Below are 15708 nucleotides of genomic sequence, written 5' to 3'. Positions count from 1 at the left end.
AAATCAGATAACAGGAGTGGCGGTTATGAAAGAGAAAGAAAAACGGACGGCAGGATCAGGCGGCAGGCTGGCAAGGTGTCTGCTGCTTACAGTATTGTTTATGATTTTGTCTGCGGGTCTTGTGGCAGTCCCGACATCAGAAACACAGGCCGCATCAACGACAAAAAAGACGGTAAAGATCAAACTGGTGGGTTCCAGTGGGAGATATATCCTTGATACAGGCTATAACTGGTGGCTCAGGGACAAGAATGGCAGAAGTGTCGGCGGTTTCAACTACGTCAAAGTACCAGCAGGGAACCGATTAAAGAGTGGATACTATATGTTTGACAACAGAGGACGTCTCTGTACAGGCAAACATTTCCACAAGGTAAACACGACACTTGGCAGAAAGCAGTTTAAGGGAACCTATTATTTTGGCGGACAGAACGGAAGTCTCTACCGGAAGAAAGGCTGGATCACTGTCGGAGGGAAGAAGTATCTACTCACACCTTATGGCAAGCGTTATGAGAACTGCTGGAGATACGGCTATTATCTTCAGTCAGACGGAACTATTGCCAGAAGTAAGAAAGTACCGCACGGAAGTTACGTGGACTTTGAGGGGCATAAATGCTCCAGAGAGGATATGAAACTGAACAGTCTCAAGAAGAAACTGAGTCAGATGCTGAACAGCTACGGCGGTTCCTGGTCCGTTTATGTCAAAGACCTTAAGAATGGCGGCGTGATCAATCTGAATGACCAGCAAATGTATCCGGCGAGTACGATCAAGGCATTTGTCATGGCATCGACGTTCGACCAGATCAAGCGGGGAAATTTAAGCTATAATGCAACTGTAAAAAGCCTTCTGACAGATATGATCACAGTAAGTGATAATGAGGCATGCAATCAGCTGATCCGATACAACAGCAAATCCAGAAGTTTCCTCGATGGTGCAAGGACGATTAACCGCTATCTGAGTGCCAAAGGCTACACTGAGACAGGCTGTCATCACAGCCTTCATCCGGCCGCTTCTTCTTATGTCGGTGATGGCAGCAGCAATGTATCTTCTGCAAAGGACTGCGGAGTTCTTCTGGAGCGTATTTATAATGGAACCTGTGTGTCATCCAGCTATTCCAGAGCAATGCTGAACCTTCTTCTGAGACAGACAAGAAGATGGAAGATCCCGTCAGGGCTTCCATCGGGAGTCAAAGTTGCAAACAAGACAGGAGAAACTTCAAGTGTTGACCATGACATGGCAATTGTTTTTGGAAAAAAGACAGATTATGTGATCTGTGTATTTTCAAGAACCGGAAGTGAAGGCTATGCGATCCCGCGCATCAAAAGTATTTCGGGAACAGTATACAATTATCTGAACAAATAAAGTTGACAGGAAATGACAGAATGAATTTAAAACAGAAATGCAAAGAAATATCCATGGCACTGGCTGCAAATCTTCTGGTGCTGTTTGTGATGGTGCTGGTAATGCGCCCATCGTTTGAGACAAATGATGATATTGTTTTTGCAGAACTTGGAAGCGGACTGAGAGGAGTGAAGGATGCACACCTGGTATTTCAGAATTACGGGCTGGGTGTGATCTACCGGTTTCTGTACGCAGTGACAGGCAGACTGCCGTGGTACACGATTTTTCAGTATGTGATTCTTCTGGTGGCATTTACTGCAGTGACTTATGTATTAATAAACAGGCTGGAAGGAATTTCCGGCCTGTGTCTTTCTCTGATCCTTGTATGTGGATTTGGTTATGAAGGATACATTCATCTGCAGTTTACCAAGACAGCAGGAATTGCAGCGGCGGCATCCGTTTTTTTACTGCTTTATGTGCTGGAGAAGGAGAGATGGTCCTGGGCTGAGGCTGTCTTTGGTATCTGCCTCGGAATTATGGCTTATATGTACCGGGAGGACCAGTTCTGGGCAAGCTGCGGTCTGATGGCAGGAGCAGGACTTCTTTTCTTATTTGATCTCAGGAAATATAAGGGCAGGAAACTTCGCAGACTGGGACTGTGTGTTTTGACATTTGGAGTCCTTCTGGCGTGTGTGTTTGGCGTGGACAGATGGGATGCTTCAAATTACCAGAGTGCGGAGTGGAAAGAATACCAGGAGTTCAACCAGTTTCGTTCCAGGCTTCTGGACTATGGATTTCCGGATTATGATAGCAATCAGGAAATTTATGAAGAACTCGGGATCAGCAGGGATGCCTATGAACTGTACCGAAGCTGGAATTTCAATGACACAGAGAAATTTAATACAGATGTCATGAAGAAACTGGTGGATCTGAAACAGAAGCGTCCGCTGACAGGAAAGACTGTGACGGCATTTCTGAAGCGGTATCCTTCTGATCTTCTCAAAATGCCGATGTTTTATGTTTTTGCTGTTTTTGTGCTGGTCTGGCTGATCTGGGGACGGAAAGATATCTTTTCCGTACTTTCTGTGCTGGCAGAGTGGATGATGCTCATGGCGGTATATTTTTACCTGTATTATCAGGGGCGGTATATGGTGAACCGTGTCGATGTCGGTCTGTGGTTCAGCGCATGTCTCGTGATGCTGTGGATCATTTCAGCAGGAAAACTCAGGCATATGGATGCGAAGATATCTGTGGTATTGTGCATAGTATGTGTGGCAGCAGGGCAGTTTTTGATGTACAGAGACTGGAGGATCATGACTTCGACTATCCCGGAGGCAAGAGTGAGCCAGAGGGCAGTTCTGGAAACGCTCGGAACAGATAAGGAGCATACGTATCTGGCAAAGAGTGGAATGCTTTCTGAGATCGTATGTTATGGTCCGTTTGACCGGATGCCGGAGAATCTTATGGACAATGTGTACTGGTTTGGCGGATGGGAATGCCGGACACCTGGATATACGCAGAAGATGGAGGCGCATGGGATCACAAATCCTTACAGAGATGTGATCAACAATGACAGCATTTATCTGGTGGATGATAATATTGACCTGACACTGAAGTATATCCGTCAGTATTATGACAGCAGTGCACAGGCAGTGTTTATAAAGACAATCGGAAATGTGGATGTTTATCAGATCAGAAGTAAATAATAAGAGAGTCACCGATACTTCTCTGACTGCAATGTAATAAAAATCCCGCAGAATCTTTGAGATGAGATGCTGCGGGATATTATTTACCATATTAAGACAAAAAAAGAATGCAGGAGATGGGACTTGAACCCACACGATCTTGCGACCACAGGCACCTGAAGCCTGCGCGTCTGCCAATTCCGCCACTCCTGCATTTCAATATGAATCAGACATTGTCTGATTAAATGCAGAAGATGGGACTTGAACCCACACGATCTTGCGACCACAGGCACCTGAAGCCTGCGCGTCTGCCAATTCCGCCACTTCTGCATTTGATATAATCAGTCGAACTCGCCGACTGCCTGATTATAATAACCTATGAGGGATGAAATGTCAAGAGTAAAATCAAAAATAGTTTTAATTTTTTGGTTTGTCTTTTCAACTGCAACAATTTACCAAAGAAAAGTTTTTGAGTACAACTGAATTATTTTTAGTGTCGGAATCTGTTGAAAAAACAAAACTCTTATGATACAATCTTGAAGATTTAGATAAAAAGCAGAAAGGGAGATTATATGAAAGCATTTCTGATATTAGAAGACGGCCATGTGTTTAAAGGAACCAGTATCGGTTCAACAAGAGAAGTCATCAGTGAGATTGTTTTTAATACTTCCATGACAGGATATCTCGAAGTAATGACTGACCCATCGTATGCAGGACAGGCGGTCTGCATGACTTATCCTCTGATTGGCAATTATGGTATCTGTTATGAGGACCAGGAGTCCAGGAAGCCCTGGATCGATGGTTTTATTGTTCGTGAATTATCCCGTATCCCAAGCAACTTCAGAAGCGTGGATACGATCCAGCATTTTCTTGAAAAACATGATATACCGGGTATCGCAGGTATTGACACCCGTGCTCTTACCAAAATTCTTCGTGAAAAAGGTACCATGAATGGTATGATCACAGTCAACGAAAACTACAACTTAGATGAAATAATCCCCCGCTTAAAAGCATATACAACTGGAAAAGTAGTCGAGAAAGTTACCTGCCGTGAGAAGGACGTTCTCAAGGGCAATGGACCCAAAGTAGCTCTCATGGACTTCGGCGCGAAGCGCAATATCGCCCGTTCCCTGAATGAGAGAGGCTGCCAGGTAACCATCTATCCGGCACTTACACCGGCAGAAGAGATCCTTGCGGACAACCCGGACGGAATCATGCTCAGCAATGGTCCTGGAGACCCGAAGGAGTGTACTACTATAATAGAAGAAATCCGTAAGCTGTATGAATCTGATGTGCCGATCTTTGCGATCTGCCTCGGACATCAGCTGATGGCACTTGCAACAGGCGGAGATACACACAAGATGAAATATGGACACAGAGGCGGCAATCATCCGGTCAAGGATCTTGCGACAGGACGTGTTTACATTTCCTCACAGAACCATGGATATGTTGTTGACTCAGATATCCTGGAGCAGAAGGGAATCGCGAAACCTGCTTTTGTCAATGTAAACGACGGTACCAACGAAGGTATGGCTTACATCGGCAAAAACATCTTTACCGTACAGTTTCATCCGGAAGCCTGCCCTGGACCGCAGGATTCCAGCTACCTGTTTGACAGATTTATGGAAATGATGGGAGGAACAGATCATGCCGAGAAATAAAGATATCCACAAAGTTCTTGTAATTGGCTCCGGTCCGATTATCATCGGTCAGGCAGCAGAATTCGACTATGCAGGTACACAGGCATGCCGCTCTCTCAAGGAAGAAGGCATGGAAGTAGTTCTTCTGAACTCCAACCCTGCAACCATTATGACAGACAAAGATATCGCGGACAAAGTTTACATCGAGCCGCTTACTGTAGAAGTTGTAGAACAGCTCATCCTCAAGGAGAAACCGGACAGCGTTCTTCCGACTCTTGGAGGACAGGCCGGTCTGAACCTTGCAATGGAACTGGAAGAAAAAGGGTTCCTCAAGGAACACAATGTGCGCCTGATCGGTACCACTGCAGAGACCATCAAGAAGGCAGAGGACCGTCAGGAATTCAAGGACACCATGGAAAAGATTGGCGAGCCGGTCGCAGCTTCCAAGGTCGTAACAACCGTAGAAGATGGTGTCGCATTTACCAGAACCATCGGTTATCCGGTCGTTCTCCGTCCTGCTTACACCCTTGGCGGAAGCGGCGGCGGTATTGCCAACAACGAATATGAACTGAGAGAGATCCTCGAGAACGGACTCAGACTTTCCCGTGTAGGAGAAGTTCTGGTAGAACGCTGCATCGCAGGATGGAAAGAAATTGAATACGAAGTAATGCGTGACAGTGCAGGAAACTGCATCACAGTCTGCAACATGGAAAACATCGATCCGGTTGGTGTCCATACCGGTGACTCCATCGTAGTCGCACCGTCCCAGACACTTGGAGACAAGGAATATCAGATGCTCCGTACTTCCGCTCTGAACATCATCACAGAGCTTGGTATCACAGGTGGATGTAACGTACAGTACGCCCTTCATCCGGAGAGCTTCGAGTACTGTGTTATCGAGGTAAACCCTCGTGTAAGCCGTTCTTCCGCACTGGCAAGTAAGGCAACCGGTTACCCGATCGCCAAAGTTGCAGCAAAGATCGCTCTTGGATATACCCTCGATGAGATCCCGAATGCGATCACAGGCAAGACATACGCAAGTTTCGAGCCGATGCTTGACTACTGTGTAGTCAAGATCCCGAGACTTCCATTTGATAAATTCATCACAGCTAAGAGAACACTGACTACTCAGATGAAAGCTACCGGTGAGGTTATGAGTATCTGCCATAACTTTGAGGGTGCACTCATGAAAGCTATCCGTTCTCTGGAGCAGCACGTGGACAGCCTGATGTCCTACGATTTTACAGGACTTGATGAAGACGAGCTGATCGACGAGCTGGCAGTTGTAGATGACCGCCGTATCTGGAAGATCGCAGAAGCGATCCGCAGAGATATTTCCAAGGAATACATCCACAGGATCACCAAGATCGACAGATGGTTCATCGACAAGATCGCGATCCTGGTAGAGATGGAACAGGCACTCAGGACCCAGCCGCTGACAGAAGAACTTCTTCTTGAGGCGAAACGCATGGAATTCCCGGACTACGTGATCGCAGACCTCTGCGGAAGAACAGAGGCAGACATCAAGGCTCTCCGTCAGGGCTACAAGATCACAGCCGCATACAAGATGGTAGATACCTGTGCTGCTGAGTTTGCAGCCGCAACACCATATTACTACTCTGTATATGGCGGACCGGACACAGAAAACGAAGCCGTAGCTACCCATGATAAGAAAAAAGTCCTCGTCCTTGGTTCCGGACCGATCCGTATCGGACAAGGTATCGAGTTCGATTTCTGCTCCGTACATTGTACCTGGGCATTCAAAAAAGAGGGCTACGAGACGATCATCGTAAACAACAACCCGGAAACAGTCAGCACCGACTTCGATATCGCAGACAAACTGTACTTCGAGCCGCTGACACCGGAAGATGTGGAAAACATCGTAAATATCGAGAAACCGGACGGAGCAGTTGTTCAGTTCGGTGGACAGACCGCGATCAAACTTACCGAAGCACTGATGAAAATGGGAGTCAAGATCCTCGGAACATCAGCAGAGGATGTTGACGCGGCAGAGGACCGTGAGCTCTTCGATGAGATCCTGGAGAAATGCCAGATCCCGAGACCGAAGGGACATACCGTATTTACCGCCGAAGAAGCCAAAAAAGCAGCCAACGAACTTGGCTATCCGGTACTTGTTCGTCCTTCCTATGTACTTGGTGGACAGGGCATGCGTATCGCAGTCAGTGATGAGGATGTAGAGGAATACATCGGAATCATCAACCAGATCGCACAGGAACACCCGATCCTGGTAGATAAGTACCTGATGGGTAAGGAGATTGAAGTTGATGCGGTATGCGATGGCGAGGATATCCTGATCCCTGGAATCATGGAGCACATCGAACGTGCAGGTATCCATTCCGGTGACAGTATCTCCGTATATCCGGCACAGACTATCAGCCAGAATGCAAAGAATACGATCGCAGAGTACACACGCCGTCTGGCACAGGCACTCCATGTAATCGGAATGATCAACATCCAGTTCATCGTCTGCGGCGAAGAAGTATATGTTATCGAAGTAAACCCACGTTCCAGCCGTACCGTACCTTACATCAGCAAGGTGACAGGAATCCCGATCGTGCCGCTGGCAACCAAGGTCATCCTCGGATACAAACTCAAAGATATGGGCTACGAACCGGGACTTCAGCCGGAGGCAAAACATATCGCGATTAAGATGCCGGTATTCTCCTTCGAGAAGATCCGCGGCGCAGATATCAGCCTTGGACCGGAAATGAAATCCACAGGTGAGTGCCTTGGTATTGCAGAGAACTTCAATGAAGCCCTCTACAAAGCCTTTATCGGAGCAGGAATCAAACTTCCGAAATACAAGAACATGATCATCACCGTCAAGGACGAAGACCATGAAGAAGTTGTTCCGATCGCAAGACGTTTCGAGGCTCTTGGATACCGCATTTACGCAACAAGAGGAACCGCCAAAGTCCTCAAAGAAAACGGAATCAAAGCGATCCGTACCAACAAACTGGAACAGCCTGCACCGAACCTTATGGACCTTATCCTCGGACATAAGATCGACGTTGTCATCGACACACCGCCGCAGGGTGTAGAACACCAGAAGGATGGTTTCGTGATCCGTCGAAACGCGATCGAGACAGGTGTCAATGTCCTTACCAGTCTGGATACAGCAGAAGCACTTGTAACCAGCCTTGAGAACACAGACCTTCATAACCTGACACTGATCGACATTGCAACGATCGCAAGCAGATAAATCAGATAAGACATAATAATTTACTGACCGGAGAGACAGACGATGTTTCTCCGGTCTTGTGTATTACAGGAAATCTAAACAAAAGTTAAACTTTGAACGAAAATGCATCGAAAGGTTTACGAACCACGGAAACTGTAATATACTGTATAAGTTCAGAGAAAAGTTCTGGATCAAAAATAAAAACAGAGAGGAAAAGAAACATGAGTGTTTTGGAGTTTATAAAAGTTGTGATTCTCGGCATCGTAGAGGGAATCACAGAATGGCTTCCGATCAGCAGTACCGGTCATATGATCCTGGTAGATGAATTTATCAAGATGGATATGGCCACAGAGTTCAAGGATTTTTTCCTGGTTGTCATTCAGTTGGGTGCGATCCTTGCGGTCGTAGTCCTGTACTGGGGAAAATTGTGGCCGTTCTACATAAGGCAGATCCCGAAGAAAAAGAAAGCGCAGCTTGCCCGCAAGAATCCGGTTGCCCGTATCGCGCTGACTTTTGTTGAGAAATTCTGTGATAAGGACAAATGGATCCTCTGGTTTAAGATCCTGGTAGCCTGCATCCCGACGATCGTGATTGCCCTTCCGTTCAATGATTTTATCGAAGAGAAATTCAACAACTATGTAGTCGTTGCGATCGCCCTGATCGTTTACGGTGTGATCTTTATCCTTGTTGAAAACTACAATAAGAGAAGAAAACCGACCTGTACTTCCCTTGAAGACTTAAGTTTTGCTACAGCGTTCAAGATTGGTATCTTTCAGGTACTGTCTGTAGTGCCGGGAACATCCCGTTCCGGTTCTACAATCATCGGTGGAATCTTTGTAGGAACCTCAAGAACAGTAGCAGCAGAATTTACCTTCTTCCTAGCGATCCCGGTTATGTTCGGAGCCAGCCTTCTGAAACTGGTAAAATTCGGCTTTGCCTTTACACCGGCTGAGATCCTGACACTGGTAACAGGCGTTGTGGTAGCTTTCTTTGTTTCTGTTATCGCGATCAAGTTCCTGATGGGTTACATCAAAAAGCACGATTTCAAGGCTTTTGGATGGTATCGAATCGTTCTCGGTATCCTTGTACTCGGATATTTTATCGGCAGAAATTTCCTTGGATAATTGCTTGATTTGACATTTAAGTAAATCCGTGGGATAATGAACGCGAAAAACAAGAGAGTTTTGACTGTAATTCGTTGCAGTTCAGAAAGGATGGTTGAAAACATGCATAAATCTAAATATATCGCTATGGTCGCAGCGGCGGCTATGGCATTGACACTGGCCGGATGCGGAGGCAAGGGTGGAGAACTCATTGAAGTAACACCGACTCCGATGGCGACACCGACACCTACCGTTGTTCCGGCAACCGTAACACCACTTCCGACTTCCACACCGGCACCGAAGATGATCGGTACCAAGACAGCGCAGGCGAAGTTTATTTATCTGTCAAACAGTCTTCAGAGTGATATCCGTGAACTCTATCTGAGAACTTCCGGAAATGAAGACGGAGACTGGGGCAAGAACCTGATCTCTATGGAGTCTTCCATCAAGGCTGCTGAACAGGTGCAGATGTATTATGGTGGAGAGACTTCTTCCAGCACAACAGAGTCCGGAGACTCATCAGAGAGCACTTCTGACAGTACTTCTGCAAATTATGACATGAAGCTTGTCACAGCAGATGGAAACAGCTATGAGATTTATTCTGTAAACTTTGGAGATATGGAAAAAGCTTCTCTGATGCTTGACGACAGTACATCTTCTGTATACCTGCGTTATATGAGCCTTTCCACAAAGAAAGAAACAGATACAAGAGGAAATTCAGTGGAGACGAGTGACAGCAGTGATGAGAGTTCAGAGGACAGCAGTTCCAGCGACAGTTCTTCCAGTGACAGCAGTTCCGACAGCAGTAGTGATTCCTATGATAACTCTTATGACAGCAACGACGACAGCAGTTATGACAGCTCCTATGATGATTCCAGCGACAGCAGTGATGATTATAATGACGGAAGCTATGATGACAGTTACGATGGCAGCTACGACGGCAGCTATGATGATAGTTCCTATGACGACGGTGGTTATGCTGACGAAGGCTATGACACAGACGAGTCCGGCAGTTCAGACTGGGATTATTAACAAAAAAGAATCTGCCCGCATCCTTAAATGGAGGGGCAGATTTTTTATGTACAAAAATATATATTCTTTATAAATAAGACAGTTCTCCGGTATGAGCCGTGTAATAACAGTTCTGACCGCGGAGTGCAGTCTTGAATTCGTCGGAACGGGTGATCTCGATGAGTGCCTGAAATCCGGGAGAATCCAGAGAAGAGGCCTCCATGACAAGATACATCGGAACTTTGAGAAGTGGAATAAAGTCCAGCTTTCCGGCGTTGAGAACGACAGCTTTTTCTCCGATCGCAGTATCACAGTGTCCGTCGATCACTGCAGCAACGGCAGAAAAGTCAGAAACGAATTCTTTCTGATATCCGGATATGGAAGAAGCAGGGATCTGCATTTTCTTAAGCTGTTTATCCAGATAGATCCGGCTGGTACTGCCTTTTTCACGGTTGGCAAGAATGATGTCCTTGCGGGTAAGATCCTGGATACCGGAAATGTCCTTGGGATTTCCTTCTTTAATATATAACCCAAGTGTAAATTCATAGAGTGTAAGCAGTGCAAGTGGGATTCCCGGCAGCAGAGGAGTGATATCTTCTGCAAAAACTCCGGCAGCAGCGGCATGTACTTTCCCGAAATAAAGAGAGTAAAGACCGTTGTAGCTGTTCATATGAGAATGAAGGATCGGCAGTCCCAGAGGATGTGCAGCCATCTGCCCCATCAGAAGCTCCATCACAGAAGGAGCCTGTCCACTGATGATAAGTCCGCTGGAATTAAGGAGATAATCCCTTTTGAGAAGAGAACTCTCCGGGCGGAAATCAGGAGAAGCAGGACGCTGTTCGGAATCAGAAACAGTTCCCTTGAGATATTCTGCAAGCTGTTCTTCGCTGATCCGAAGCTGCTTGCCGATCTTTGAGGAGGAAAGTTCCCCTCGTTTGATCAGCTCATATACCGTCGTCTTTTTGACCCTTAGTCTGTCTGCAACTTCCTGGGCGGTATAGAGTTTATTCATCAATACCAACCATAACGTTAGTAGCCTTGATCACTGCATAAGCGTCAGATCCTACTTCCAGTCCAAGTTCTTCTACTGCAGAGCAGGAAATTGTGGAAACGATGATGTTGCCGCCTCCGATGTCAAGAGTTACGATAGAGTTGACAGCTCCTGTTTTGATGTCGATTACTTTTCCTTTTAACTGATTGCGTGCACTTAATTTCATAAAATTTTTTCTCCTATAAAAATATTTTTGGGTTTTATTAACATTTTCTATCATAGCACAGGGCAAATCGTTTGACAAGAATAGCCACCTGAGATAAAATAAATAAAACATGGCAAAACCGAACAAAACAGAACAACAATAAACAAAAGGAGAAAAAATATGAAGAAAAAATTAGTTACAGTAATGCTTGCAGGTGTGCTGGCAGCAGGCATGAGCGCAGGAAGTGTACAGGCAGCAACAGCAGATGACGCAAGTGGAGATCTGTATGTATTTATCGCAGCAAGCCTTAACAACGCTATGGAAGTTATCCAGAAGGATTTTAACGAGGAATATCCGGATGTAAATATCCTTTTCAACGCAGACAGCTCAGGAACACTTCAGACACAGATCGAAGAAGGTTCCAGATGTGATATCTTCTTCTCAGCAGCAACCAAACAGATGGACGCTCTGGTAGACGAAGATCTCGCTAAGAAAGATTCCGTAGTAGATCTCCTTGAGAACAAAGTTGTTCTGATCAAACCAAAGGACGGAGAAACCAAGGTTACAGGATTTGAGAACATCACAGACGCAGCTAACATCGCTCTGGCAGGAGAGGATGTACCGGTTGGACAGTACTCCCGTGAGATCTTCAAGAACCTCGGAATCGAAGATGATGTAAACAAGATGGAGATCAACGAAGGTAAAAACGTAACAGACGTTCTCGCATCCGTCAGCGAAGGAAGTAACGAGATTGGTATCGTATACGCAACAGATGCAGCTTCCGTAGCAGATAAAGTTGACATCATCGCAGAAGCACCAGCTGGATCCCTTGAGACACCAGTTCTTTACCCGGTAGGACTGACAGAGGATGCAGAGGCATCTGAGTCCGAAGCAGCGGCAGCAGATGCATTCCTTGCATACCTTCAGACAGATGATACTCTCAAAGTATTCGAAGAGTACGGATTCGCTCCATACACAGCAGAAGAAACAGCAGATGACGCTGAAGCAGAAGCAACAGAGGAAGCTGCCAACTAATATAAAAAATAAAAAGTCAGCAAAAGGGGCGGATCATAGTCTGCCCCTTTTTGCTGATAAAGGGGAAATAATACAATGATGGAATTTTTACAGGATATAAACTGGAGTCCCCTGTGGATATCCCTCAAGACAGGCGTAGTGGCAACTACGATCGCATTTTTTCTGGGAATTTTCTGTGCAAGAAAGATCATGAAACTCAAACCAGGTTCCAGAGCGGTTCTGGATGGGATCCTCACGATGCCGCTGGTTCTTCCACCGACAGTTGCAGGCTTCTTTCTCCTTTTGATCTTCAGCCTCAGACGCTCATTCGGTAAGTTCCTTCTCGAAAATTTTGACTTCAAAGTTGTACAGACCTGGAAAGGCTGCGTCATTGCAGCAGCAGTGATCGCATTTCCGCTGATGTACCGCAACGCCAGAGCTGCGTTTGAGCAGGTGGACGTAAACCTGATCTATGCAGGACAGACCCTGGGAATGAGCGACCGCAAGATCTTCTGGAAGGTCATCGTACCGGCAGCAGGTCCGGGAATCGCCTCCGGAACTGTACTTGCCTTTGCGAGAGCGATCGGAGAGTACGGTGCAACTTCCATGCTTGCAGGAAACATCCTCGGTAAGACAAGAACCGTTTCCGTAGCGATCGCAGCAGAAACCTCGGCAGGAAACTATGATGTTGCCGGTTTCTGGGTTGTGGTGATCGTGGTGATCTCATTCGCGATCGTGGCACTCATCAATATCGTCTCCGGCAGGGGAATGAAGAGCAGGAGGTGGATTTAATGGCCATCCATGTAGAAATAGAAAAAAGCTTTAAGGGATTTTCGCTGAAAACAGCATTCGACAGCAAAAGCTCCGCAACAGGGATCCTCGGAGCATCCGGAAGCGGCAAGAGCATGACCCTGCGCTGCATCGCCGGAATCGAGAAACCGGACAAGGGAAAGATCATCATCAACGGAAGAACTGTGTTTGACTCTGAAAAAAAGATCAATCTCAAACCACAGGAGAGAAGGATCGGCTACCTTTTTCAGAACTATGCCCTTTTCCCGACCATGACAGTAAAGGACAACATCAAATGCGGTTTCCGCGGAGAAAAAGGAATTCAGGATGCCAAAGTAGCAGACTTTGTTAAGAGATACCACCTCGACGGACTCGAAAACCGCTACCCATCCCAGCTCTCCGGCGGTCAGCAGCAGCGAGTAGCCCTCGCAAGAATGATGATCGGAGAACCAGAGGCGATCCTCCTCGACGAACCATTCTCCGCCCTCGACGGCTACCTCAAGGACACCCTCCAGAAAGACATGGAAGACTTCCTCAAACAATACCAGGGCGACATGATCATGGTAACACATAGCCGTGACGAAGCTTTCCGCTTCTGCAAAGAACTCATGCTCCTCAAAGACGGCAGAACCCTGACCTTCGGAGACACCAGGCACCTCTTCGAGCAGCCAGGCCTCCTCGAAGTAGCCCGCCTCACCGGCTGCAAAAACAATTCCAGGGCTCGTAAGCTGGGGGCTTACGAGATCGAGGCTCTGGATTGGGGTCTCAAACTCCACACCACCCAGGAAGTCCCGGATGACATTACGCATGTAGCTATCCGAGGGCACTGGATGCAGCCTGCCGATACCCCTGGCCAGAATACTGTTCCCTTCGAAGTTCAGGATTACATAGAAACTACCTTCGAACATCAGTATTTGGTTAAGTGTCCAAATGCGGACACAGACGCTGTTCTCTGGTGGATGCGACCTAAACCGAATTTTCAGTTGGACCCAAGAGCCAACTTACCTAAGTACCTGTACCTCCCACCCGAGCATCTGATGCTCCTGAAACCCTGAGGGGGAGCATCTCAAAGTTGCGAAGGCCGAAGCTCCCAAGCAGCGGACATTCGCAATCCGCATACGCTACTTGCTCATACACGCAATAAATTGCGTGTATACTCCCCCTACTTGGCCACGCCTGGTGCATCAAGACAGAACGGGTTGACGTCAACTGCTAAGGCTGTTTCGCTGGCGCGAAAAGCGCGGAAACTTGAGTTCGTGATAGCTGGAGTTCCCGCGAGCACGCCGAAGGCGTGGTGTCGACGGGCCCGTAGTATGTGATACTGCGGAAGCATGTAGAACAATAGATACGTAGGATTAGTTAGTTTAAGGTGCAAATCTGAACCATACAGAAAAACCAACAACATAAATAAGCACAGACTCAGGGAGCAACCGTGCAAGTCTGCGCTTATATTTATACGGAAATTTTCTGACCTGAAACACCAGGAGAATTTTTCAAAGGGCTCCCCATAAGATAAATTTTCGTCCAACACTTAGCCCAGGGGTTGTCAGGGGACTGGCAAGTCCCTTGACGGTTTGGTTTCCTTTCAGAAAGGAACAGAAAACACCGTTTTCAGGGATTTGAGCGGTATCGCAGATACCCAGAAACAAGCATCGCAATTTTAAATGTCAAAGCATCCTCAAACGACCTCAAATCCAATCCAAACCGTTTCTGTATCTTTTCAAAACGATATACAAGTGTATTCCTATGCACATACAACTGCCTGGACGTCTCTGACAAATTCAAGTTATTTTCAAAGAACGTCCGTATTATATTCAAAGTCTCCCCATCAATCGCATCCAAAGATTCCCCATCGAAAATCTCTTCGATAAACATCTCACAAACTTCCTCCGGAAGCTGATAGATCAACCGTCCAATCCCAAGCTTCCGATACCCGAACACATTCCGTTCGGAATAAAAAATCTTCCCGATCTCCAGCGCCATCCGCGCTTCCTTATATGCGTTCGCGAGATCACGAAGCCCATTTGCTACATTACTATATGCAACCCACGCCTGCGTCATAGCCTCAGCACCAAGCATATCCACCAGCATATGCGCCGTAGCCTCCAGATTTTCATATGTCTCCGTAGAGACAAGCTCCCTCACGATAATGATCCCCTTATCATCCACCGACGTAATAAAATCATGTGTCCGCGCAGAAAAAATATTCCGGATCATAGTCAGCGCATGTTCATCCCCGGTCTGCCGCGTCTCGACGAGAAAGACAGCGCGCTGACAGGAAGAAGAAATATGTAGTTTCTTCGCCCTGTTAAAAGCCTCGACCTCACTGTAAGATCCAAGCAGCAGCTTCTGCATAAAAGCATTCTTGTCATTTTTTTCAGAATAAGCTTCGATCAGGCTTCGAATCTGGCAGACTGCCAGTTCTCCGATCGTAGAAGTGCTTTCTCCGCTTCCCCACACGATCAGAATATAAAGAAGCTCATCACGGTCCATAACCTTATAAAGACAGCAGGAGGCATTGGCAGTGCACAGCGCATCTCCATTTCGGAAATCCTCCAGCTTGCCGGCAGAAGGAATCCTTCTTTCACCGGTAGCGACAAAAACTGAATTATCCTCTGAAAGAAGACAGAAATCAAGACCACTGATCTGTTTCCAGTCCTCCATACATTTCTGCAGATTTCTCTGTATAGATATAGACATAATAAATTCCTTTCTTAATAAAAAAATAACCC

12 protein-coding genes and 2 tRNA genes are annotated in these 15708 nt (G+C 46.6%); 9 read left to right on the top strand and 5 right to left on the bottom strand.

Annotation, left to right across the window (positions count from 1 at the left end):
- Positions 1 to 25 precede the first annotated feature (25 nt).
- Together DWX28_RS06675 and DWX28_RS06670 are read left to right on the top strand one after the other, a co-directional pair.
- Entirely contained in the window at positions 26 to 1357 is a 1332-nt protein-coding gene (locus DWX28_RS06675) for a serine hydrolase (protein WP_022214279.1), read from the top strand.
- A gap of 20 nt (positions 1358 to 1377) precedes the next feature.
- Entirely contained in the window at positions 1378 to 3042 is a 1665-nt protein-coding gene (locus DWX28_RS06670; protein ID WP_022214278.1) for a hypothetical protein, read from the top strand.
- A 108-nt stretch (positions 3043 to 3150) separates the two neighbouring features.
- Here DWX28_RS06670 and DWX28_RS06665 read toward each other — a convergent pair.
- A tRNA-Leu gene (locus tag DWX28_RS06665) sits at positions 3151 to 3234 on the bottom strand.
- A gap of 33 nt (positions 3235 to 3267) precedes the next feature.
- A tRNA-Leu gene (locus tag DWX28_RS06660) sits at positions 3268 to 3351 on the bottom strand.
- A gap of 242 nt (positions 3352 to 3593) precedes the next feature.
- Here DWX28_RS06660 and DWX28_RS06655 point away from each other — a divergent pair.
- The 4 genes from DWX28_RS06655 (at position 3594) to DWX28_RS06640 (ending at position 9998) form a co-directional block, all read left to right on the top strand.
- Positions 3594 to 4682, top strand: a complete 1089-nt coding sequence (locus tag DWX28_RS06655) for a carbamoyl phosphate synthase small subunit (RefSeq protein WP_022214277.1) — start codon at positions 3594 to 3596, stop codon at positions 4680 to 4682.
- Positions 4669 to 7884, top strand: coding sequence for a carbamoyl-phosphate synthase large subunit (gene carB, locus DWX28_RS06650; RefSeq protein WP_118252224.1), 3216 nt, complete (start codon positions 4669 to 4671; stop codon positions 7882 to 7884). The genes DWX28_RS06655 and carB overlap by 14 nt, the downstream gene beginning before the upstream one ends.
- 200 nt (positions 7885 to 8084) lie before the next feature.
- On the top strand, positions 8085 to 8987 hold the full coding sequence (locus tag DWX28_RS06645; RefSeq protein ID WP_118252223.1) for an undecaprenyl-diphosphate phosphatase: 903 nt from the start codon (positions 8085 to 8087) through the stop codon (positions 8985 to 8987).
- 102 nt (positions 8988 to 9089) lie between these two features.
- On the top strand, positions 9090 to 9998 hold the full coding sequence (locus tag DWX28_RS06640) for a hypothetical protein (RefSeq protein WP_118252252.1): 909 nt from the start codon (positions 9090 to 9092) through the stop codon (positions 9996 to 9998).
- Between the two features lie 67 nt (positions 9999 to 10065).
- Here the strand turns inward: DWX28_RS06640 and DWX28_RS06635 are convergent, their stop codons facing one another.
- Together DWX28_RS06635 and DWX28_RS06630 are read right to left on the bottom strand one after the other, a co-directional pair.
- Positions 10066 to 10989, bottom strand: coding sequence for a helix-turn-helix transcriptional regulator (locus DWX28_RS06635; protein ID WP_118252222.1), 924 nt, complete (start codon positions 10987 to 10989; stop codon positions 10066 to 10068).
- A complete protein-coding gene (locus DWX28_RS06630) occupies positions 10982 to 11194 on the bottom strand; it encodes a TOBE domain-containing protein (protein WP_022214272.1) in 213 nt (70 codons plus the stop codon). The genes DWX28_RS06635 and DWX28_RS06630 overlap by 8 nt, the downstream gene beginning before the upstream one ends.
- A 159-nt stretch (positions 11195 to 11353) precedes the next feature.
- Here DWX28_RS06630 and modA point away from each other — a divergent pair, with 159 nt between their 5' ends.
- From modA to DWX28_RS06615, 3 genes are all read left to right on the top strand, one after another.
- Positions 11354 to 12208: a molybdate ABC transporter substrate-binding protein gene (gene modA / locus DWX28_RS06625; protein WP_118252221.1), complete on the top strand. Its 855-nt coding sequence runs from the start codon at positions 11354 to 11356 to the stop codon at positions 12206 to 12208.
- 75 nt (positions 12209 to 12283) lie between these two features.
- The gene (gene modB, locus DWX28_RS06620; protein WP_022214270.1) at positions 12284 to 12979 is read left to right on the top strand and encodes a molybdate ABC transporter permease subunit; all 696 of its coding nucleotides are present in this window, start codon (positions 12284 to 12286) and stop codon (positions 12977 to 12979) included.
- Entirely contained in the window at positions 12979 to 14031 is a 1053-nt protein-coding gene (locus DWX28_RS06615) for a sulfate/molybdate ABC transporter ATP-binding protein (protein ID WP_022214269.1), read from the top strand. The genes modB and DWX28_RS06615 overlap by 1 nt, the downstream gene beginning before the upstream one ends.
- Positions 14032 to 14587: 556 nt before the next feature.
- Here the strand turns inward: DWX28_RS06615 and DWX28_RS06610 are convergent.
- The gene (locus tag DWX28_RS06610; RefSeq protein ID WP_330417635.1) at positions 14588 to 15676 is read right to left on the bottom strand and encodes a PucR family transcriptional regulator; all 1089 of its coding nucleotides are present in this window, start codon (positions 15674 to 15676) and stop codon (positions 14588 to 14590) included.
- Between the last annotated feature and the right edge of the window lie 32 nt (positions 15677 to 15708).

This window comes from Blautia sp. AF19-10LB (assembly GCF_003461245.1).
Taxonomy (GTDB): Bacteria; Bacillota; Clostridia; order Lachnospirales; family Lachnospiraceae; genus Blautia_A; species Blautia_A intestinihominis.
Note: the sequence above shows the minus strand (reverse complement) of the source record. Positions and strands in the feature narration are given on the sequence as shown.